The following is a 16,940-nucleotide window of genomic DNA, read 5'->3' as shown; positions in this document are numbered from 1 at the left end:
CCAGTTAGGTTGAATATGTGGATCATAGACCCTCTATCAGCAAAAAAACCTCTACAAGCAGCCATAAATGTTCCTGGCACTCCAATTACAGGAGGACCTAATACAGCAACTGCTGACGATATCATTGCAAAATTCTCCAAAGACTCAAACCCTCTGATTGTTACTGTTTACTACGTCTATCAATCCGTATTAGTTGCTCAAGATAACCTCTCCATCATTGCCCAAGAACTCCAAGCAAACTCTTCAGCTCAAACCTACCTAAATAACCAAGAAGCCTTATACCAATACGTCAGTATTCCTAAAAATAAACTGAACGATAACTCCTCTAGCTATCTACAAAACATCCAATCCGATAACCAAGCGATAGGAGCTTCTCGGCAAGCTATCCAAAACCAAATTTCCAGTTTAGGAAACGCGGCTCAGGTAATCTCCAGTAACTTGAACACAAATAATAACATCATCCAACAATCCTTACAGGTAGGACAGGCTCTTATCCAGACCTTCTCTCAAATTGTAAGCCTAATTGCTAACATCTAAGTATAGAGGAACTCATGTCGATACAACCCGTCTCTAATACAACAACTAAAGCCGATAAAGTGATTCCTGATTCTACAAAAGTAATTTCTGACTCCATCACAATTAACAAACAGTCTGCATTCTACTTTTGCATCTCCGTCATGCTTCGGCTCTCTGAATCCACAACAGAGTACGGCAAATCAATCTTAGCCGTACTAGAAGATAATACAATAGTCCAACAGCAAAGAGTGAAAGAGCTCATTAACCTCCCCTTACTTAAAGTACCCGATCTACAGAAAAAAGATGGAAGCGATGACGAATATAAGAACCAAAATGAAATCCAAGCCTACCAAAGCTCAAACCAACAGATCTCAGCAAATCGTCAAATGATACAACAGGAGCTCTCCTCGGCACAACAAAGAGCACAGGCAAACCAAAAGTCTGTAAACTCAACAACCATAGAATCCATGCAAATTCTACAAGCCACCAGCTCCATGCTCTCTACCCTAAAGGAACTAACAATCAAGGCAAATCTAACGAACTCACCCTCTGACTAAACTATGACAATAGACTTCTAATAAAACAATTCATCCTCTACTATGGGGGCCTGACCGTCAGATTGCAGGTAAAGCCTCCATGAGGGTGATTTTCCCCGATAAACATAATAACTTCCCCAACCTATCCAAGCTTTTAAAAAAACTTCCTTCAGTTATATTAGTTACTTCGTGTATCGCCCCGTTTTTCTCTTATATCATAAATAAATTTTTTGGAATTCCTGGGCTCCTCGAAATTCTAGCCCTCTCTGTTAAAGGGATACAGAAACACCATTTTTGGCAGTTTCTCACCTACCCCCTAATCACAGCAGATTCCCTATCCCTAAATAAAGATCAAAGCTTCGAAATCACCCAAAGACTTCTTTTGCGCAATGTCTTGGATTTTTTTCTTTTCTATAAAGCTATCCAACACCTCATCCGCAAATTAGGAGCCTTCAGTGTTCTCGTTGTAATCTCAGGCCAGGCACTCATTATAGGAGCTGTTCTCTGGGGATTCATGGCTCTCATCCACAGCTCCCAATCTTTCTTCGGTCCGGAAAGTATTATCTGTGGTGTTTTGACAGTACAGATCTTCTTAGATCCAGAAAAGCGCTTTACCATAGGACCCACTCCCCTATCCGTCTCAATAAAGTGGGGATTCTTGTTCGTCTTAGGGTTCTACTGTTGCATTCTTATTTTCTCAGGGGCCTTCCTTCTACTCCTCGCATCGATGCTTGCGATCGTTCTGGCTATCCTATTTTGTAAAAAAGAAAAGATCCCCAACCCCTATACTACTTCTTTGAGATTCTAGTTCTCTTGAGAGAGCGCCGCTAAAATCGCAGCTCGCACCTCACCAATTCCTGATAAGACACCCTCTTCAAAACGAAATGCCGGATTCCCTTCCAATTGAGGAAAATCCATAGGTTGCAATAAATCTTCAGGAGTGAGGTTAGGAACAATTTCCTCTCCTAACTTCTGAAGTCGTGACTCCTGATCCTCGTAGAGCTGATCTAATAATGTAACAATTTTATTTTTCACTTTTCTCTCTGCGCTTTTCTACAAAAAATTTTTTCATTAGATGCTCTGCCTCCTCGCTACACACGCCCCCAGTACAAGAAACCGTATGGAAAGGATGCTCTTCAGTAAAGATATTGACCCAACTTCCTCCTGCTCCTAAACGCACGTCTGGAGCTGCCCAGACAATTCTAGGAATTCTAGCCAATTGAATCGCACCCGCACACATCAAACACGGCTCTAACGTACAGTAAAGGACGGTATCCAACAAACGCCAATTATCTAAATCTTGGGCCGCAGACCCTATACATAAAATTTCAGCATGGGCTGTAGCATCCTTAAGCTTCTCCACTGAATTATGCGCACGAGCAATGATCTTATCGTCTTTGACAATCACACAGCCCACAGGAACTTCATCCTGATCATATGCCTTACGCGCTTCTTTGAAGGCTTGTTGCATAAAAAAAATATCTTTTTCCATATTGATAAGCTTCTCTCCACCCAATTCTAAATAATATTATTTATTCCATTATGAGTTCTAAAAACAAAAAAAATAACAATATACAATATCAATAAAACGCTTTTATGAAGCAATCTCAGACCTTTCCACAGCCCCTAATTTTTTCTTTGTTTATAGAAAAAAAAGTCTTACCCTACCAAAAGGTGTACATTAACCATGTTCTCAAGTATAATCAGCTTTTGCGGCAATTATTTTAAGGAGACATCCGATGTCTTTGGATAAAGGAACTAAGGAAGAAATCACAAAGAAGTTTCAACTTCATGAAAAGGATACAGGATCGGCAGATGTACAAATTGCTATTCTCACGGAACATATCGCAGAATTGAAAGAACATCTTAAAAGATCCCCTAAAGACCAAAACTCCCGCTTAGCATTGCTTAAGCTTGTTGGTCAAAGGAGAAAGCTCTTGGAGTATCTTAATTCTACAGATACCGAAAGGTACAAAAATTTAATTACAAGATTGAATCTACGTAAGTAGTTTTTTCGTTCCCTTTACAAATATCTAACAGGAGACCTTCATGAATTTTCAAACTATTTCTATTAATCTGACCGAAGGTAAAATATTGGTGTTTGAAACAGGGAAAATTGCTCGTCAAGCTAACGGAGCTGTTCTTGTCCGTTCAGGGGAAACCTGTGTTTTTGCAAGTGCATGCGCTGTAGATCTTGATGACAAAGTAGACTTTCTTCCTTTACGAGTGGACTACCAAGAAAAATTCTCTTCCACAGGGAAAACTCTTGGTGGATTTATAAAAAGAGAAGGACGCCCCTCTGAAAAAGAAATTTTAGTTTCTCGATTGATTGATCGGTCTCTACGTCCTTCCTTCCCCTACCGACTCATGCAAGATGTGCAAGTTTTATCTTATGTATGGTCGTATGACGGTCAAGTTTTACCTGATCCTCTTGCTATCTGCGCAGCATCTGCTGCTTTAGCAATTTCAGATATTCCACAGAGCAACATTGTTGCTGGAGTACGGATTGGATGTATTGATAACCAATGGGTCATCAATCCTACAAAAACTGAGTTAGCATCCTCTACTTTAGATCTTGTATTAGCTGGAACAGAAAACGCTATTCTAATGATAGAAGGTCATTGCGATTTCTTTACCGAAGAGCAAGTACTTGATGCCATAGAATTTGGTCACAAGCATATTGTTACCATCTGTAAAAGATTACAGTTGTGGCAAGAAGAAATTGGAAAATCTAAAAATCTAAGTGCTGTATATCCTCTTCCTGCAGAAGTTTTAACAGCTGTGAAAGAGTGTGCGCAAGACAAGTTTACTGAACTCTTTAATATTAAAGATAAAAAAGTACATGCAGCTACTGCGCATGAGATTGAAGAAAATATTTTAGAAAAATTACAGCGCGAAGATGATGATCTTTTCTCTTCTTTTAACATCAAAGCGGCATGTAAAACTTTAAAATCTGACACGATGCGTGCTCTCATAAGAGATAGAGAGATCCGTGCAGATGGACGTTCTTTAACTACAGTCCGTCCTATTACTATTGAAACTTCTTACCTTCCTCGTACTCACGGAAGCTGCCTCTTCACTCGTGGAGAGACTCAGACACTTGCGGTATGTACTTTAGGCAGTGAGGCAATGGCTCAACGCTATGAGGATTTGAATGGTGAAGGACTTTCAAAATTTTACTTACAATACTTCTTCCCTCCCTTCTCTGTTGGAGAGGTAGGAAGAATCGGCTCTCCAGGAAGGAGAGAAATTGGCCATGGCAAATTGGCAGAGAAGGCTTTAAGTCATGCTCTTCCTGATAGCGCTACATTTCCCTATACCATCCGTATAGAATCTAATATTACAGAATCTAATGGTTCTTCATCCATGGCTTCTGTATGTGGCGGTTGCCTCGCTCTTATGGACGCTGGCGTCCCTATTTCTTCTCCTATTGCAGGAATTGCTATGGGATTGATCCTTGATGATCAAGGAGCGATTATCCTTTCTGATATTTCCGGTCTTGAAGATCACCTTGGAGACATGGACTTTAAAATAGCAGGGAGTGGTAAAGGAATTACAGCCTTCCAAATGGATATCAAAGTTGAAGGAATCACTCCAGCTATCATGAAGAAAGCTCTTTCCCAAGCGAAGCAAGGGTGTAATGATATTTTAAATATTATGAACGAAGCCCTTTCAGCTCCCAAAGCAGACCTATCTCAATACGCGCCTCGTATTGAAACAATGCAAATTAAACCAACAAAAATTGCTTCAGTAATTGGGCCGGGAGGCAAGCAAATCCGTCAGATCATTGAAGAGACTGGCGTCCAAATTGATGTTAACGACTTAGGAGTTGTTAGCATCTCTGCGTCCTCAGCATCAGCTATCAATAAAGCTAAAGAAATCATTGAAGGTTTAGTTGGAGAAGTTGAAGTTGGAAAAACCTACAGAGGTCGCGTAACTTCCGTAGTTGCGTTTGGAGCCTTTGTTGAAGTTCTCCCCGGAAAAGAAGGACTCTGCCACATCTCTGAGTGTTCTAGACAGCGAATAGAAAATATAAGTGATGTTGTTAAGGAAGGCGATATCATTGATGTAAAACTCTTAAGCATCAATGAAAAAGGTCAACTTAAGTTGAGCCATAAAGCAACTCTAGAATAATCTTTCACATACATTCTATTCTATACGCTTAACATGAAAAGCTAGTCTTCTTAGAAAGACTAGCTTTTTTTATGATTACATCTAACTCTAATCTGATTCAATTGAGACAAAAAAAGAACCTAGGAGGATTTCCTAGGTTCTTTTCGGATCAGAATGCATCTTGAGGTATTCCTACCTACGTAGCATTAAACCCCAAACCAGGTAGAGTGTCTTCCTTGGGAGGAGGAGGAGGAAGATCGTCGGAAGACTTTTTAAATAGCATCCCTTCTTCTTTTAGACGTGCTCTCTTCTTCTCAGGATCCCAAGTATGGTCCATAATTTCTTTCACATCTTTAGAATCAAGAGTTTCGAATTCAATGAGCATCTGAGTCATAAGCTCTATTTCTGCCTTATGCTCATTAATAATATCTAACGCACGTTGGTATGCCGCATCTAGAAGCATTCTCAATTCTGTATCGATAGTTTTTGCTGTTTCTTCTGAATAGCTCTTTTCATGATAACCACCGTAGCCTGTCAAGCCATCGGAACGCTCATCATAAGTCACATTTCCTAGCTGAGGACTCATTCCCCATTCACAAACCATACTACGCACTAACTTTGTAGCCTGAGATATATCTTGCTGAGCACCGCTAGAAATGTCTCCGAGGAAAATCTCCTCAGCAGCACGACCTCCCATCAACACTGCGAGCTGGTCGTAAAGTTCTTTTTTCCAATAGCTGAGCTTGTTTTTCTCTGGTAGGAAATGAGTAGCTCCTAAAGAGAGCCCTCTTGGAATGATTGTAACTTTATCTACAGGATCTCCATGCTGTACACAAAGCCCTACAACGGCATGACCAGACTCATGATACGCTGTAGTTTTTCTCTCTTCGGCATCCATCTCTAAGCTTCTACGCTCTTTACCATAGAGAACTTTATCACGAGCTTCAGCGACATCAACAGCAGTCACTGCAGTTCGATCCTTACGTGCTGCTAATAAGGCAGCCTCATTTAATAAATTCTCTAAATCTGCTCCAGAAGCTCCTGGGGTACTTCTAGCCACGGCCATAAGATCTACAGTAGGATCTAACTTGATTCTCTTGGCATGTACCATAAGAATCTCAAAACGTCCCTTAATATCAGGAAGGTTCATTACAACACGTCGATCGAAACGTCCTGGGCGCAATAGAGCCTTATCTAGGACATCAGGACGGTTTGTTGCAGCCATAAGAATGACACCTTCATTGGTGCCAAACCCATCCATTTCTACAAGAAGCTGGTTTAATGTCTGTTCTCTTTCATCATGACCACCACCAATACCGGCACCACGATGACGTCCTACAGCATCAATTTCATCAATAAAGATAATGCAGGGAGCATTACGTTTTGCTTGCTCAAACATATCACGGATACGGCTAGCACCGACTCCAACGAACATCTCAACAAAATCAGAACCAGCAATGGAGAAAAAGGGACGGTCCGCCTCTCCAGATACAGCCTTAGCTATCAAAGTCTTTCCTGTTCCTGGAGGTCCTATCAAGAGGACTCCTTTAGGAATACGCCCCCCTAAACTGGTAAACTTATTAGGATTTTTCAAGAAGTCAACAATCTCGATGAGCTCTTCTTTAGCTTCCTCGATACCAGCAACATCAGCAAAGGTAACCTTATTCTGTCCCTTAAGGAGCATCCGCGCTGGGGATTTCCCGAAAGACATTGCAGAACCACTCATGCCTCTCATCTGACGAGAGAACACCAAGTAGACAAAGAGTAGAACTAAGATGATAGGTAAGAATGTGAAAAGATATCCTAAATAATGTGGCGAAGGCTCTTGGCTCTTAAATGTTTTCTCTAAAACGAGATTTCTTGGTTGGTCTGGAGCTTTAAATGATAGGGAGTGGTTAAATTTAAAGGCAGTCCACTCTTCCTTAGCCCCGGCAAACCAATGGCCAAAAACTTCAGGATCTTGTTTCTCTAAACTACGGGAGGAGAGCTCTTGGTTATTAAAATACCAAACTGTCTGGCTTAATTCACCACGGAGCTTCTCTAGTTGCGCTTGATTCAGATCGCGCGCTTCCACCAATTTATGATACTTATTCCACTCCTCCCGATAGAGACGTACAGAACGGAGTTGAGAAAAACGTTCTCCTCCCTCAGACACGACTAAAGAAGAAGAGATCCTGTTCAAAGTACTAAGAACCTGCCCATAAAGGGTGTAGGCTGCTTCCGTATCCGTCTCCTGAGTTAAGGAGACTTCCACTTGCTGGTAGAGATCTTTAAGTTCTCTTTTTAGCGTCTCAGATCCTATTCCTAAAACAGGAGATAGATATTTTCCTATTAACTCATAAAGATCGGATCCATAGGTGCGTAAAGCTTCTGGAGATCGTGATAGTGTAGGATAACGCTCCTGCAGAGAGTGGAGATTGATTAGCTGTGGAGTTGCAGGTCCTGTAACAACGAGAGGTTCTGTCAATACAGAGCCGCTGACTTCACTCGGATAAGAAATGGCATACCCTTGTTCAGGAATCGGGGATCCAGAAATTGCAGAAAACCAAAGTATGGAATTCGTGACCTCTTTCCCTAAGGTCGTAAGACTCTTGCTCGTCTCTTGAAGATCAAGGTCTAACCGATGGCCCTGATCAATAAGCTCTAGATAATGATAACGTAGTTGTCCTTCTTGAGTTTGGACATCACGAAAACGTCCGCCAAAAGAAACTAAGTTGTCATTAAGAGCTATCTTATGGCTATCTTCTGGAACAATCAGACGTAAGTTAACAAGGTGCTCGATTTGATGACTGAAACCGACTCTAGCCTTCTTTCCAGCTAGAAAATTTTGAAATGCGACTACACCAAAAACCACGCCAAACAAAAGAAAAAAAAAGACTGTAGGGAAATTTTTTTTCGGTTCAGGTTTCATTTTCTTATCTTTCGACATAAACTTCACAACTAAGCTAATCAATCAGACGGATAATTATTCAATATAACATATTTTTTATTATTTTGTTTTAGAAAAAATATTTTAAACTATAACAGCCAAATAAAAAATATGAACAGGCACTAATACAATGACCTAGTGTTCTCTCTTTTTTTCACATATAGAGAAGATAATGAGTATATACTTTCTAATCTATCACTACTACTCCAGGTTTTATGATTACTATCTTATTCCTCATGCGCAAAGTTGCGCAAGAACTCCGAGATAAATGATCATAAACCATTTGCAAAAAATGCCTTGAAACAGCAATTCCAGCATTATTAAAAAATTTCTTCATAACCCATTTGCATAAAAACGCTTGTTGAATGAGGCAGTCTGGACAGGGAAGCTCTCCTTGAGAATCTTGATGGGTAGCGGCAGAAAAAAATGGTTGTGCCTGCTTCTCAAGATACTCGGATAGTTCTGCTGATTCTTCACCTAAAGTTAGTAAAGGAAAGGTAATATTTTTTCCAAAGACCTCTTCAAGCCAAGGGAAAAGTTTTTTCCGCATCCTCGCTCTTAAATACCTTTCATCTTCATTTGAAGGATCTTGCAAATAAGAAATACCGCGAGCGTCTAGAGCTTCTTTCAACGAGCTTTTAGGAATATGTAACAAAGGTCGTAAAAGTAACACATCTTCAACGTATGATCTTTCCGCCATAGCTTTGAGATTAGTCAAATGGGCGCTTTCTAACAAACGTTTTAAGACCGTTTCTGCTTGATCATTGGCATGATGAGCGAGGAAAATTCCTCCCGCATCTAATTGTCGATAGGATTCATAAAGAAAAGCATACCGTTTCTTTCTTGCCTGATTCTCTAAATCTTTATCTCCTTGCTCTTCAGCAGTCAAAGTATATAGAACGAAGGGAACACCTTCACGAGCGCAAAGTTCCTCTAACTCTTTAGCTTCTTGAGCAGAGGTAGACCTCCAACCATGATCTATATGTACCGCAGTAAAGGAAACCCCTCGCTCTTTAAGTAGATAAAAAAGAAAAAGAGAGTCGCTTCCTCCAGAAAGAGCAAGCAAATATCTTTTTTTTACATCTAAAGAAGCAAAAAAAAGATCTAATTGCTTATCATCACGGAGTAAATCTGAGCTTAGTACCATTTTATACGCCTATATAAAAATCATTGAAAAGAATAGTGTTGCTAGGGATTTTTCAAAACAGATCGTGACTCTTTCACTCTATCAAGGCATCTAAGAAATTGTAATTACCAGGTAAGCCATGCCTATTTTATGGAAAGTTCTCATTTTCCGTTACTTAAAAACAGCAGCTTTCTGTACCTTAAGCTTAATTTGTATTTCTATAATTAGCTCTCTACAGGAAATTGTTGCCTACATTGCTAAAGACGTTCCTTACGATACAGTCTTACGTTTAATGGCTTACCAAATCCCCTACCTTCTTCCCTTTATTCTCCCTGGCTCTTGTTTTGTCTCAGCATTCTCTCTTTTCCGTAAATTATCAGATAACAACCACATGACGTTTCTAAGAGCGTCTGGAGCTTCTCAAAGCATCATCATGTTTCCTGTTTTGATGGTTTCTGGAGCCATTTGCTGTTTAAACTTTTACACATGCTCAGAGCTTGCTTCAATTTGTCGCTATCAAACATGCAAGGAAATTGCAAACATGGCAATGACATCACCAGCCCTGCTCTTACAGACTCTACAGAAAAAAGAAAACAATCGTATTTTCATCGCTGTAGATCATTGTGCTAAAAGCAAGTTTGACAATGTCATTGTAGCTCTAAAAGGAAATAATGAGATCTCCCATGTGGGAATTATAAAAAGTATCATCCCTGACACTACTAAAGATACTGTAAAAGCTAAGGATGTGGTCTTTATCTCAAAGCTTCCAGACTCGTTAACAGAATCTTCCTCACCATCTTCTCAAAGATTCTATATTGAAACCTTAGATGAATTGCTAATTCCCAAGATTACTTCAACATTGTTTGCAGGAAAATCTTATTTAAAGACACGGACAGACTATCTGCCTTGGAAGCAGCTTGTTAAACAGTCCCTAAAGCACCCGCATCTTCCTGAAACGCTCCGAAGAGTTGCTATTGGTTTTCTCTGTATCACGCTGACGTATGCTGGCATGATCCTTGGAATTCATAAACCTAGATTTCGAAAATCTATAGCTTTATATTTCATTTTCCCTATTTTGGACCTTATTCTGCTTATCGTTGGGAAAAATACAAAAAATCTACCCCTAGCCTTCATGCTATTTGTCTTCCCCCAATTGGTCTCTTGGGTTGTCTTTGCTGCTCGCGCGTATAGGGAAAGTCGAGGGTATGCTTAACGTATGTTGATTTGGAAACGCCACTTACTCACTAGATTTTGGTTTGCACTTACCTCTCTTTTGGTACTTGCTCTTATATTCTATGCTTCCATTCATCACTCTTTGCATACCCTTAAAGGGGCCTCTACAGCTGCTTCTGGAGCTTCTGTCAAGCTCTCTATATTGTACTACCTAGCACAGATTTCGTTAAAAGCAGAGTTCCTCATGCCTCAGCTTGTTGCAGTAGCAACAACAAGCACGCTTTTTGCTATGCAAAATAAGCGAGAAATTATTCTTCTACAAGCTTCTGGTCTCTCCTTAAAATCTCTAATGCATCCTCTTCTCCTTTCGGGAGCTGTGATCATGATGGTGCTCTATGCGAATTTCCAGTGGTTGCATCCTATTTGCGAGAAAATCTCTATTACTAAAGAAAATATGGATAGAGGCACGACAGATAAAGAGCAGGGAAAAATTCCTGCTCTTTACCTCAAAGATCAAACAGTACTCTTATATTCTTCTATTGAGCCTAAGACGCTTACTTTAAATAATGTCTTCTGGATCAAAGATCCTAAAACCATTTACACCATGGAAAAGTTAGCGTTCACCACCCTCTCTCTTCCGATTGGTTTAAATGTCACACAATTTTTCGCTAATGATTCAGAAAATCTTGAGCTTAAGGAGTTTTTCGATATGAAGGAGTTTCCTGAGATCGAGTTTAATTTCTATGAAAATCCTTTTTCCAAGCTATTTTCTGCAGGGAATAAAAACCGTCTTTCAGAATTTTTCAAGGCCATCCCTTGGAACGCTACAGGTTTAGGACTCTCGACACAAGTGCCACAAAGGATTCTTTCTCTTCTGGCTCAATTCTATTACGTCTTAATTTCACCACTTGCCTGTATGGCGGCTATCATTTTATCTGCCTATCTCTGTTTGAGATTTAGTAGAACACCAACGGTCACTCTAGCCTATTTGATCCCTTTAGGGACGGTAAATATTTTCTTTGTCTTCCTAAAGGCGGGAATCGTCTTAGCCAGTAGCAGCGTTCTTCCCACACTTCCTGTGATGGCTTTTCCTCTTATAGTACTCTTTCTACTTACAAATTATGCTTATGCGAAACTTCAGTGAGTTCATGCAAGTACCCGGTGAACTCCCAACCTTCAATGTCATCTTTGAAGAAAGACTTCAGACTAGAAAATCCCTGACGATTTTTCTTTAGACAGTTTACAAATTTACTTAAGAGTTCAATATGGGATACGAAGACCAGACGATCTCTAGCTACGAGTGTAGGAGATAAAACATTCGTAAGTAATAGTTTCAAGCTATGTTCATCCCAAAACGCTTCCCTAGAAAAGAACGCAAATCCCGCAATAAAGACAGAAACATAATCCAGCCCATCTTTAGATACGACGACAATAGAGTTGGGATTGGTACGTTCTATTAACTTAAAGACAATTAGGTACGAGAGGAGGTGTAGAAGCAAAAGCTTATCATTTCTGAATAGAATTTTTTTCTTAGCAAAGAAAATGTCTTTCAACGCCGTGAGTTTTTCTTTTAAGAAGCTACCTACGAACTCTTTTAATTCTTTCGTTAGAAAAAATGATGAAGCAAGAAGGGGTTTATGAAACTCTTCTTGCAGAATAGAAAAGAAATCAGCAAAAGTTTCAATATCTCCATGAATACTTTCCAAATTCTGGAGGAGTTCTTCGGGTTCAGGGAAAGAGAAGGCGTGGACATAGGGGGCGTGTTCTTCTTGTTCTAAAGCTTCTTCGATAACACGGCTTCGCGCACGTTCTTTTCTTGATATACGATTCTGAATATTTAGAACTAAAGTCACCTCACTGCGATGTGCTTTAGCATTAAGAAACCCTAAGAATTCCTCATTACAATTAGCATACAAAATCGAGCTTTGGGTCACAGGACTGGGAGATCGTATGATATCTATAGATTTCCCGTGGAGCTTTAACGTTCCTTCAAGGCTAGGGAGGATTCCTAAAATCATAGGATCATAGGGACGGGATTCATGTTCTAAAACTCTATCCATAGCTTTAAAAAGAGGCCCGTTAGGATATTTAGAGATAAGACGATGAAGTTCTTCATAAGCGTCTGTAAGATATTGTCCTGGTGAAAGAGGCTTCTTCCCGTTGGCGTTTTCTAATTTCGTTTGAATATTGAAGTAGAGATAACGAGATGCCTCTTCAAATACTAGTTTGCTTTCAAAGATCCCGAGACTTAAAGCGGAAGCAAGAAGTTTCGTCTGTTTTCTCTCTTGAGAATCAATCACGTTATTATTTAAGTCTTTCCATGCTTCTCTCAAAAAGAGCAAAAAGTCATTAAAGTACCATATATTATGCTTCTTAGGGCTTTTGAAGACCATTGTAGCTTCGTATCTTGAGAAGAACAACGCCATGACTGCGTTATGAACTTTGACCACAGCTTCGATGTCTAAATGGCTTAAAGCACGCTGATAAAACAATCGCAAGGGCATATCATTTACGATAACCAGCGAAGAGGCAATGTTTTTAACTTCTTCACTATTCCAGAGGAGTGTTTTAGTTAGGGGGTCACCTTCATTTACAGTTTCGTGTAGTTTATTTTGCTTATAGATGATCTGGACAAGAGCATCGTTATAAAAGCGTTTGTCTTGCTCATCTAGCATGTAGAAAAGCTCATAGGAACGGTCCCGCTTAACTTCAACAAGGTTATTTAAAAAGCACTCGGGTTCTTTGTGTTCCTCGGTTTCTTCATCTGTCGAGAGGTCATAAGTTGGGACTTCTTTAAGATTCTTTTTTACCTCATCATAAGCCTTAGTAACTTCAGAATATTCGTCTAGTAAAGACTTATAGAGGTCTTCTTGGTTCTCTAAAAAGGAAAAGACGTTTTGCACACCTGCAATTAAAAAATCTGATTCTTTAAGAGCTTTATCTGCATGACTTTTCGAAACACAGCTGATTTCGAGTAGATAATTTTCAACATTTTTCAGAGCCTCTTTCATTTCCATGACAGAAGAGCCTGTTTGTTTTCTCTGGTTGAAGCGTGCTGGATTATTTAGGTAGGAATCATTCGAGGTAGCTAAAGAAATCTCTTTGAGCTTTTCTAAATTTTCTAAAGCCTGTTCGAAGTTACGTCGAGACCTTTTCATTCTACCTCCTCGATGGAACCAAAAAAGTTAGATTATTTTTTATGAGATCGTCTTTCTAATTTATTATAAAAACAAATTAACCATCAATTAGTTTAAAAATAAAAATAATAGATTTAGATATAAATAATTAATAAAGAGAAAATTAAAAGTTAATAAAAACTATGAAACCTGAAAAGGCAAGAAATCAAAAGAAAAAAGAAAGAACTCGTTGAATACCAGAAACTCGTGGCTCTTAGCCACAAAGTTCCTCTATCGGAATAAACGTGAATAAAAAGGAAACGGAAGAAGAGGGATTCGAACCCCCGGACCCTTTCAGGTCTCCTGTTTTCAAGACAGGTGCATTAAACCGCTCTGCCATTCTTCCTTAAGAGAATTGTTGTAAAAACCTTAAATCGTTTTCACTAAAAAGTCGGATATCGGAGACGCCATATTTTAACATTGCCAATCTTTCGATTCCCATGCCAACAGCATACCCAGAATAGATTTCAGGATCAACATTTCCGTTACGTAGTACTTGGGGATGAATCATTCCCGCTCCCGCAACTTCCAGCCAACCTGTATGTTTGCAAAGGGCACATCCTTTGCCACAACATTCACAAGAGACATCTACTTCTATACCTGGCTCAACAAAAGGAAAGTAGCTATGTCTAAAACGTAACTCTGTTTTCCTTTGGAAGAAGGAATGGTAGAATGCACTGAGGATTGCAGTCAAGTCCGAAAACGTTACATTGTGATCTACATAAAAAGCTTCCACTTGATGGAAGAGCACATGAGAACGTGCAGAAATATCTTCGTTACGAAAACATAGGCCGGGGGCAACAACTTTGATTGGAGGTTGTTGTTTCTTTAGTTCACGAGCCTGTACGTTTGATGTGTGTGTTCGCAGTACTGTTGTAGCATTTAGATAGAAAGTATCATGCATCTGTCTAGCAGGATGATCTTCAGTGAAGTTGAGTAAGGTAAAATTATTGGCTTCACTTTCGATGTTAGGGGCTTCTCGAACACAAAATCCTAGGTGAACAAAAATATCGACAACATCATCGAGGATACTTTTTAAAATGTGTCTTCCCCCAGAAGGTTGAGAATCTCCAGGGAGAGAGCTATCTATTTTTTCTTTAGAAAAGGCTTCGGCTTGTTCTGAAGCAAGAAGCACAAGGCTTTTTTCTTGTAAAAGATCCTCTACATAAGTTTTAAAGTCGTTGATAAGGGAACCTAGTTTTGCCTTATCTGTACATTGCTTTAATTTTTCTGAGAAACTCCGAAAAATTCCTTTTTTTCCTAAGTAGCGGACCTTAAGATCTGCAAGTGCCTGAGAAGAGTTCACCTGATCTAACTCAGAGTGAAATTGCTGCTTTACAGCTTCAATCTCTTCTTTCATTTCCATAGAAATTCTAATCCCTAAACTGTGGCTTCCAAAGCTTTTTTAGCCTGGTTTGCAATTTCTGCAAAACCTTCAGGATTGTGGATAGCTATTTCTGAAAGCATCTTTCTGTTTAAAGAAATATTCGCGCATTTCAAGCCGTTGATTAAACGGCTATAAGAGAGGCTATGAATTCTTGAAGCGACATTAAGACGAGCAATCCAAAGGCTACGGAAATCCCCTTTACGGTCTTTCCTGTGCATGTAATTGAATGCCATAGCGCGCATGACACTAGAGCGACTCTGACGAATATGCCCTTTTCTATCACCCCAGAAACCTTTAGCTTGTTTTAATATACGTTTACGACGACGTCTAGAAGCTACCGAACCTGTTGCTCTTACCATAACTAACTTTCCTTACCTTTAAACAAGCATCATTCGCTTATACATACCTACCTGACCTTTATCTACAAGAGGCTGCTTAGATAGGTTGCGTTTTTCTTGCGAAGACTTTTTAGACAACTTATGTCTCTTCCCTGGACGAGTTCTTTTTAATTGGCCTGAGGCTGTTAATTTAAAACGTGCTGAAACAGACTTATTGGTTTTCATCTTGGGCATGAGACTTTTCCTGTTTTTTCTTTGTTTTTACTGTTCCTGGAGCCACAACACAAATCAAGGAACGACCTGCTAGTTTGGGTTCAGCTTCAACGAAACCAATATCCTCTAAACCCTGACTCATTTTTTGAACAACTTTAAAACCATGTTCTGGATAAGCTAATTCTCTACCACGGAACATGCATGTAATTTTGACTTTATTTCCTTTTTCAACGAACGTACGCGCTTGCTTTAACTTAGTCGAAAAATCATTTTCGTCTATGTTAGGCTTAAGCTTAACTTCTTTTATGCGCACCTGATGTTGAGCTTTTTTACTATCTTTTTCCTTTTTTGTCAGACCATAACGGTATTTACCGTAGTCCATGATCTTACATACAGGAGGCTCGCTATTTGAAGCAACTTCAACTAAATCAAGACCTGCCTCTCGGGCTAAATCCAAAGCATCTTTGATAGCAAGTATTCCTAACTGTTCTCCGGCTGAACCAATGAGACGAACTTTAGGAGCTCTTATTTGCCTGTTAATCTTAAAATTTAATGCCACACTCTATCTCAATTTCCTGTTAAGACAATTGCTATGGTCTGAAAGCACTGAGTGTTCCAGAAAAGACAATCCGATCTTTTATCCGTTCTAGACAAGAAGAAGGCTATCTTAGGGTATTAGGAAAAGAAAAGCAACGGAAATCCCTTTCTCATAATTATCCTTGTCGTCTTTAGAAATTAAAAATTTTTATATAAAAAATCTCCAGCAACTCTTTCTCTGAATCAGAAAATAAGTGAGTTCCGAAAACAAAGTACATTTTTCAACTAAGAAGTTTTTGTTGCAATTAAAACTTTCTAATAGATAACCTTGTTTCTTTCTCACAACTCCTTAGCTAAGGACCTCTTTAGCAGTTAAATGTGTATTATTAACTATTTTTTGGTTGCTTGTCATGGCCACATTGAGTCCTGAAAAATTCTCGGGGTCCCCTATTTCGATCTCGAAGGAATTCCCTCAGCAAAAGATGAGAGAAATCATCTTGCAGATGTTGTATGCCCTAGATATGGCTCCTTCAGCAGAGGACAGTTTAGTTCCTTTGCTTATGTCACAAACTGCGGTGTCTCAAAAACACGTACTCGTAGCTTTAAACCAGACTAAAAGCATTTTAGAAAAATCACAAGAATTGGATCTAATTATTGGGAATGCTCTTAAAAATAAGTCTTTTGATAGTTTAGATCTTGTAGAAAAAAATGTCCTACGCCTGACTCTCTTTGAGCATTTTTACAGCCCACCCATTAACAAGGCCATTCTTATTGCAGAAGCAATTCGTCTAGTTAAAAAGTTTAGTTATTCAGAAGCCTGTCCTTTCATTCAGGCGATTTTGAATGACATTTTCACAGATTCATCTCTAAATGAAAATTCTTTATCAATCTGATTA

At 39.3% G+C, this 16,940-nt stretch carries 17 protein-coding genes and 1 tRNA gene; 8 read left to right on the top strand and 10 right to left on the bottom strand.

The annotated features are described in order from the left end of the window. Nucleotides 1-15: 15 nt before the first annotated feature. The 3 genes from CPB_RS05195 to CPB_RS05185 all read left to right on the top strand — a co-directional run bounded on the left by CPB_RS05195 (nucleotide 16) and on the right by CPB_RS05185 (nucleotide 1,860). Nucleotides 16-537, top strand: a complete 522-nt coding sequence (locus CPB_RS05195) for a DUF720 domain-containing protein (protein ID WP_010883638.1) — start codon at nucleotides 16-18, stop codon at nucleotides 535-537. A 14-nt stretch (nucleotides 538-551) separates the two neighbouring features. Continuing rightward, entirely contained in the window at nucleotides 552-1,073 is a 522-nt protein-coding gene (locus tag CPB_RS05190) for a CT847 family type III secretion system effector (RefSeq protein ID WP_010883637.1), read from the top strand. A 79-nt stretch (nucleotides 1,074-1,152) separates the two neighbouring features. Then, entirely contained in the window at nucleotides 1,153-1,860 is a 708-nt protein-coding gene (locus CPB_RS05185) for a hypothetical protein (protein ID WP_010883636.1), read from the top strand. Here CPB_RS05185 and CPB_RS05180 read toward each other — a convergent pair. Together CPB_RS05180 and CPB_RS05175 are read right to left on the bottom strand one after the other, a co-directional pair. Beyond that, entirely contained in the window at nucleotides 1,857-2,087 is a 231-nt protein-coding gene (locus tag CPB_RS05180; protein ID WP_010883635.1) for a hypothetical protein, read from the bottom strand. The genes CPB_RS05185 and CPB_RS05180 overlap by 4 nt on opposite strands. Beyond that, a complete protein-coding gene (locus CPB_RS05175) occupies nucleotides 2,077-2,550 on the bottom strand; it encodes a nucleoside deaminase (RefSeq protein WP_041466983.1) in 474 nt (157 codons plus the stop codon). The genes CPB_RS05180 and CPB_RS05175 overlap by 11 nt, the downstream gene beginning before the upstream one ends. 241 nt (nucleotides 2,551-2,791) lie before the next feature. Here CPB_RS05175 and rpsO point away from each other — a divergent pair, with 241 nt between their 5' ends. Both rpsO and pnp read left to right on the top strand, forming a co-directional pair. After that, nucleotides 2,792-3,061 carry a 30S ribosomal protein S15 gene (gene rpsO / locus CPB_RS05170; protein ID WP_010883633.1) on the top strand — a complete coding sequence of 90 codons (270 nt, stop codon included), beginning with the start codon at nucleotides 2,792-2,794 and terminating at the stop codon, nucleotides 3,059-3,061. Between the two features lie 40 nt (nucleotides 3,062-3,101). Beyond that, a complete protein-coding gene (gene pnp / locus CPB_RS05165; RefSeq protein ID WP_011126275.1) occupies nucleotides 3,102-5,186 on the top strand; it encodes a polyribonucleotide nucleotidyltransferase in 2,085 nt (694 codons plus the stop codon). Between the two features lie 175 nt (nucleotides 5,187-5,361). On the opposite strand, the gene ftsH is transcribed toward pnp, so the two are convergent. Together ftsH and tilS are read right to left on the bottom strand one after the other, a co-directional pair. Further along, nucleotides 5,362-8,094: an ATP-dependent zinc metalloprotease FtsH gene (ftsH, locus tag CPB_RS05160; RefSeq protein ID WP_010883631.1), complete on the bottom strand. Its 2,733-nt coding sequence runs from the start codon at nucleotides 8,092-8,094 to the stop codon at nucleotides 5,362-5,364. A gap of 187 nt (nucleotides 8,095-8,281) precedes the next feature. Beyond that, nucleotides 8,282-9,241, bottom strand: a complete 960-nt coding sequence (gene tilS, locus CPB_RS05155) for a tRNA lysidine(34) synthetase TilS (protein ID WP_010883630.1) — start codon at nucleotides 9,239-9,241, stop codon at nucleotides 8,282-8,284. A 118-nt stretch (nucleotides 9,242-9,359) separates the two neighbouring features. Between tilS and CPB_RS05150 the strand changes: the two genes are divergently transcribed. After that, nucleotides 9,360-10,433, top strand: coding sequence for an LptF/LptG family permease (locus CPB_RS05150; RefSeq protein WP_011126274.1), 1,074 nt, complete (start codon nucleotides 9,360-9,362; stop codon nucleotides 10,431-10,433). A gap of 3 nt (nucleotides 10,434-10,436) precedes the next feature. Further along, on the top strand, nucleotides 10,437-11,537 hold the full coding sequence (locus CPB_RS05145; protein WP_010883628.1) for an LptF/LptG family permease: 1,101 nt from the start codon (nucleotides 10,437-10,439) through the stop codon (nucleotides 11,535-11,537). Here the strand turns inward: CPB_RS05145 and CPB_RS05140 are convergent. From CPB_RS05140 to infC, 6 genes are all read right to left on the bottom strand, one after another. Continuing rightward, the gene (locus CPB_RS05140) at nucleotides 11,506-13,551 is read right to left on the bottom strand and encodes a hypothetical protein (protein WP_010883627.1); all 2,046 of its coding nucleotides are present in this window, start codon (nucleotides 13,549-13,551) and stop codon (nucleotides 11,506-11,508) included. The genes CPB_RS05145 and CPB_RS05140 overlap by 32 nt on opposite strands. A gap of 279 nt (nucleotides 13,552-13,830) precedes the next feature. Further along, nucleotides 13,831-13,915: transfer RNA gene (locus tag CPB_RS05135), tRNA-Ser, on the bottom strand. Beyond that, the gene (locus CPB_RS05130) at nucleotides 13,916-14,935 is read right to left on the bottom strand and encodes a phenylalanine--tRNA ligase subunit alpha (RefSeq protein ID WP_010883626.1); all 1,020 of its coding nucleotides are present in this window, start codon (nucleotides 14,933-14,935) and stop codon (nucleotides 13,916-13,918) included. It abuts the tRNA gene before it with no gap. A 14-nt stretch (nucleotides 14,936-14,949) separates the two neighbouring features. After that, a complete protein-coding gene (rplT, locus tag CPB_RS05125) occupies nucleotides 14,950-15,315 on the bottom strand; it encodes a 50S ribosomal protein L20 (RefSeq protein ID WP_010883625.1) in 366 nt (121 codons plus the stop codon). 18 nt (nucleotides 15,316-15,333) lie between these two features. Then, complete coding sequence (gene rpmI, locus CPB_RS05120; protein ID WP_010883624.1) at nucleotides 15,334-15,528, bottom strand: 50S ribosomal protein L35; 195 nt, start codon at nucleotides 15,526-15,528, stop codon at nucleotides 15,334-15,336. Further along, complete coding sequence (gene infC / locus CPB_RS05115; RefSeq protein WP_010883623.1) at nucleotides 15,506-16,066, bottom strand: translation initiation factor IF-3; 561 nt, start codon at nucleotides 16,064-16,066, stop codon at nucleotides 15,506-15,508. The genes rpmI and infC overlap by 23 nt, the downstream gene beginning before the upstream one ends. A 388-nt stretch (nucleotides 16,067-16,454) precedes the next feature. On the opposite strand from infC, the gene nusB reads away from it, so the two are divergent. Further along, a complete protein-coding gene (nusB, locus tag CPB_RS05110; RefSeq protein ID WP_010883622.1) occupies nucleotides 16,455-16,937 on the top strand; it encodes a transcription antitermination factor NusB in 483 nt (160 codons plus the stop codon). Nucleotides 16,938-16,940 lie beyond the last annotated feature (3 nt).

This window comes from Chlamydia pneumoniae TW-183, assembly GCF_000007205.1.
GTDB lineage: Bacteria > Chlamydiota > Chlamydiia > Chlamydiales > Chlamydiaceae > Chlamydia > Chlamydia pneumoniae.
This window is presented reverse-complemented; position numbering and strand designations above follow the sequence as displayed.

Coding starts and splice junctions, on each gene's coding strand:
- CPB_RS05195 (WP_010883638.1), top strand. CDS start 16: ATGTGGATCATAGACCCTCTATCAGCAAAAAAACCTCTACAAGCAGCC.
- CPB_RS05190 (WP_010883637.1), top strand. CDS start 552: ATGTCGATACAACCCGTCTCTAATACAACAACTAAAGCCGATAAAGTG.
- CPB_RS05185 (WP_010883636.1), top strand. CDS start 1,153: ATGAGGGTGATTTTCCCCGATAAACATAATAACTTCCCCAACCTATCC.
- rpsO (WP_010883633.1), top strand. CDS start 2,792: ATGTCTTTGGATAAAGGAACTAAGGAAGAAATCACAAAGAAGTTTCAA.
- pnp (WP_011126275.1), top strand. CDS start 3,102: ATGAATTTTCAAACTATTTCTATTAATCTGACCGAAGGTAAAATATTG.
- ftsH (WP_010883631.1), bottom strand. CDS start 8,094: ATGTCGAAAGATAAGAAAATGAAACCTGAACCGAAAAAAAATTTCCCT.
- tilS (WP_010883630.1), bottom strand. CDS start 9,241: ATGGTACTAAGCTCAGATTTACTCCGTGATGATAAGCAATTAGATCTT.
- CPB_RS05150 (WP_011126274.1), top strand. CDS start 9,360: ATGCCTATTTTATGGAAAGTTCTCATTTTCCGTTACTTAAAAACAGCA.
- CPB_RS05145 (WP_010883628.1), top strand. CDS start 10,437: ATGTTGATTTGGAAACGCCACTTACTCACTAGATTTTGGTTTGCACTT.
- CPB_RS05140 (WP_010883627.1), bottom strand. CDS start 13,551: ATGAAAAGGTCTCGACGTAACTTCGAACAGGCTTTAGAAAATTTAGAA.
- CPB_RS05130 (WP_010883626.1), bottom strand. CDS start 14,935: ATGGAAATGAAAGAAGAGATTGAAGCTGTAAAGCAGCAATTTCACTCT.
- rplT (WP_010883625.1), bottom strand. CDS start 15,315: ATGGTAAGAGCAACAGGTTCGGTAGCTTCTAGACGTCGTCGTAAACGT.
- rpmI (WP_010883624.1), bottom strand. CDS start 15,528: ATGCCCAAGATGAAAACCAATAAGTCTGTTTCAGCACGTTTTAAATTA.
- nusB (WP_010883622.1), top strand. CDS start 16,455: ATGGCCACATTGAGTCCTGAAAAATTCTCGGGGTCCCCTATTTCGATC.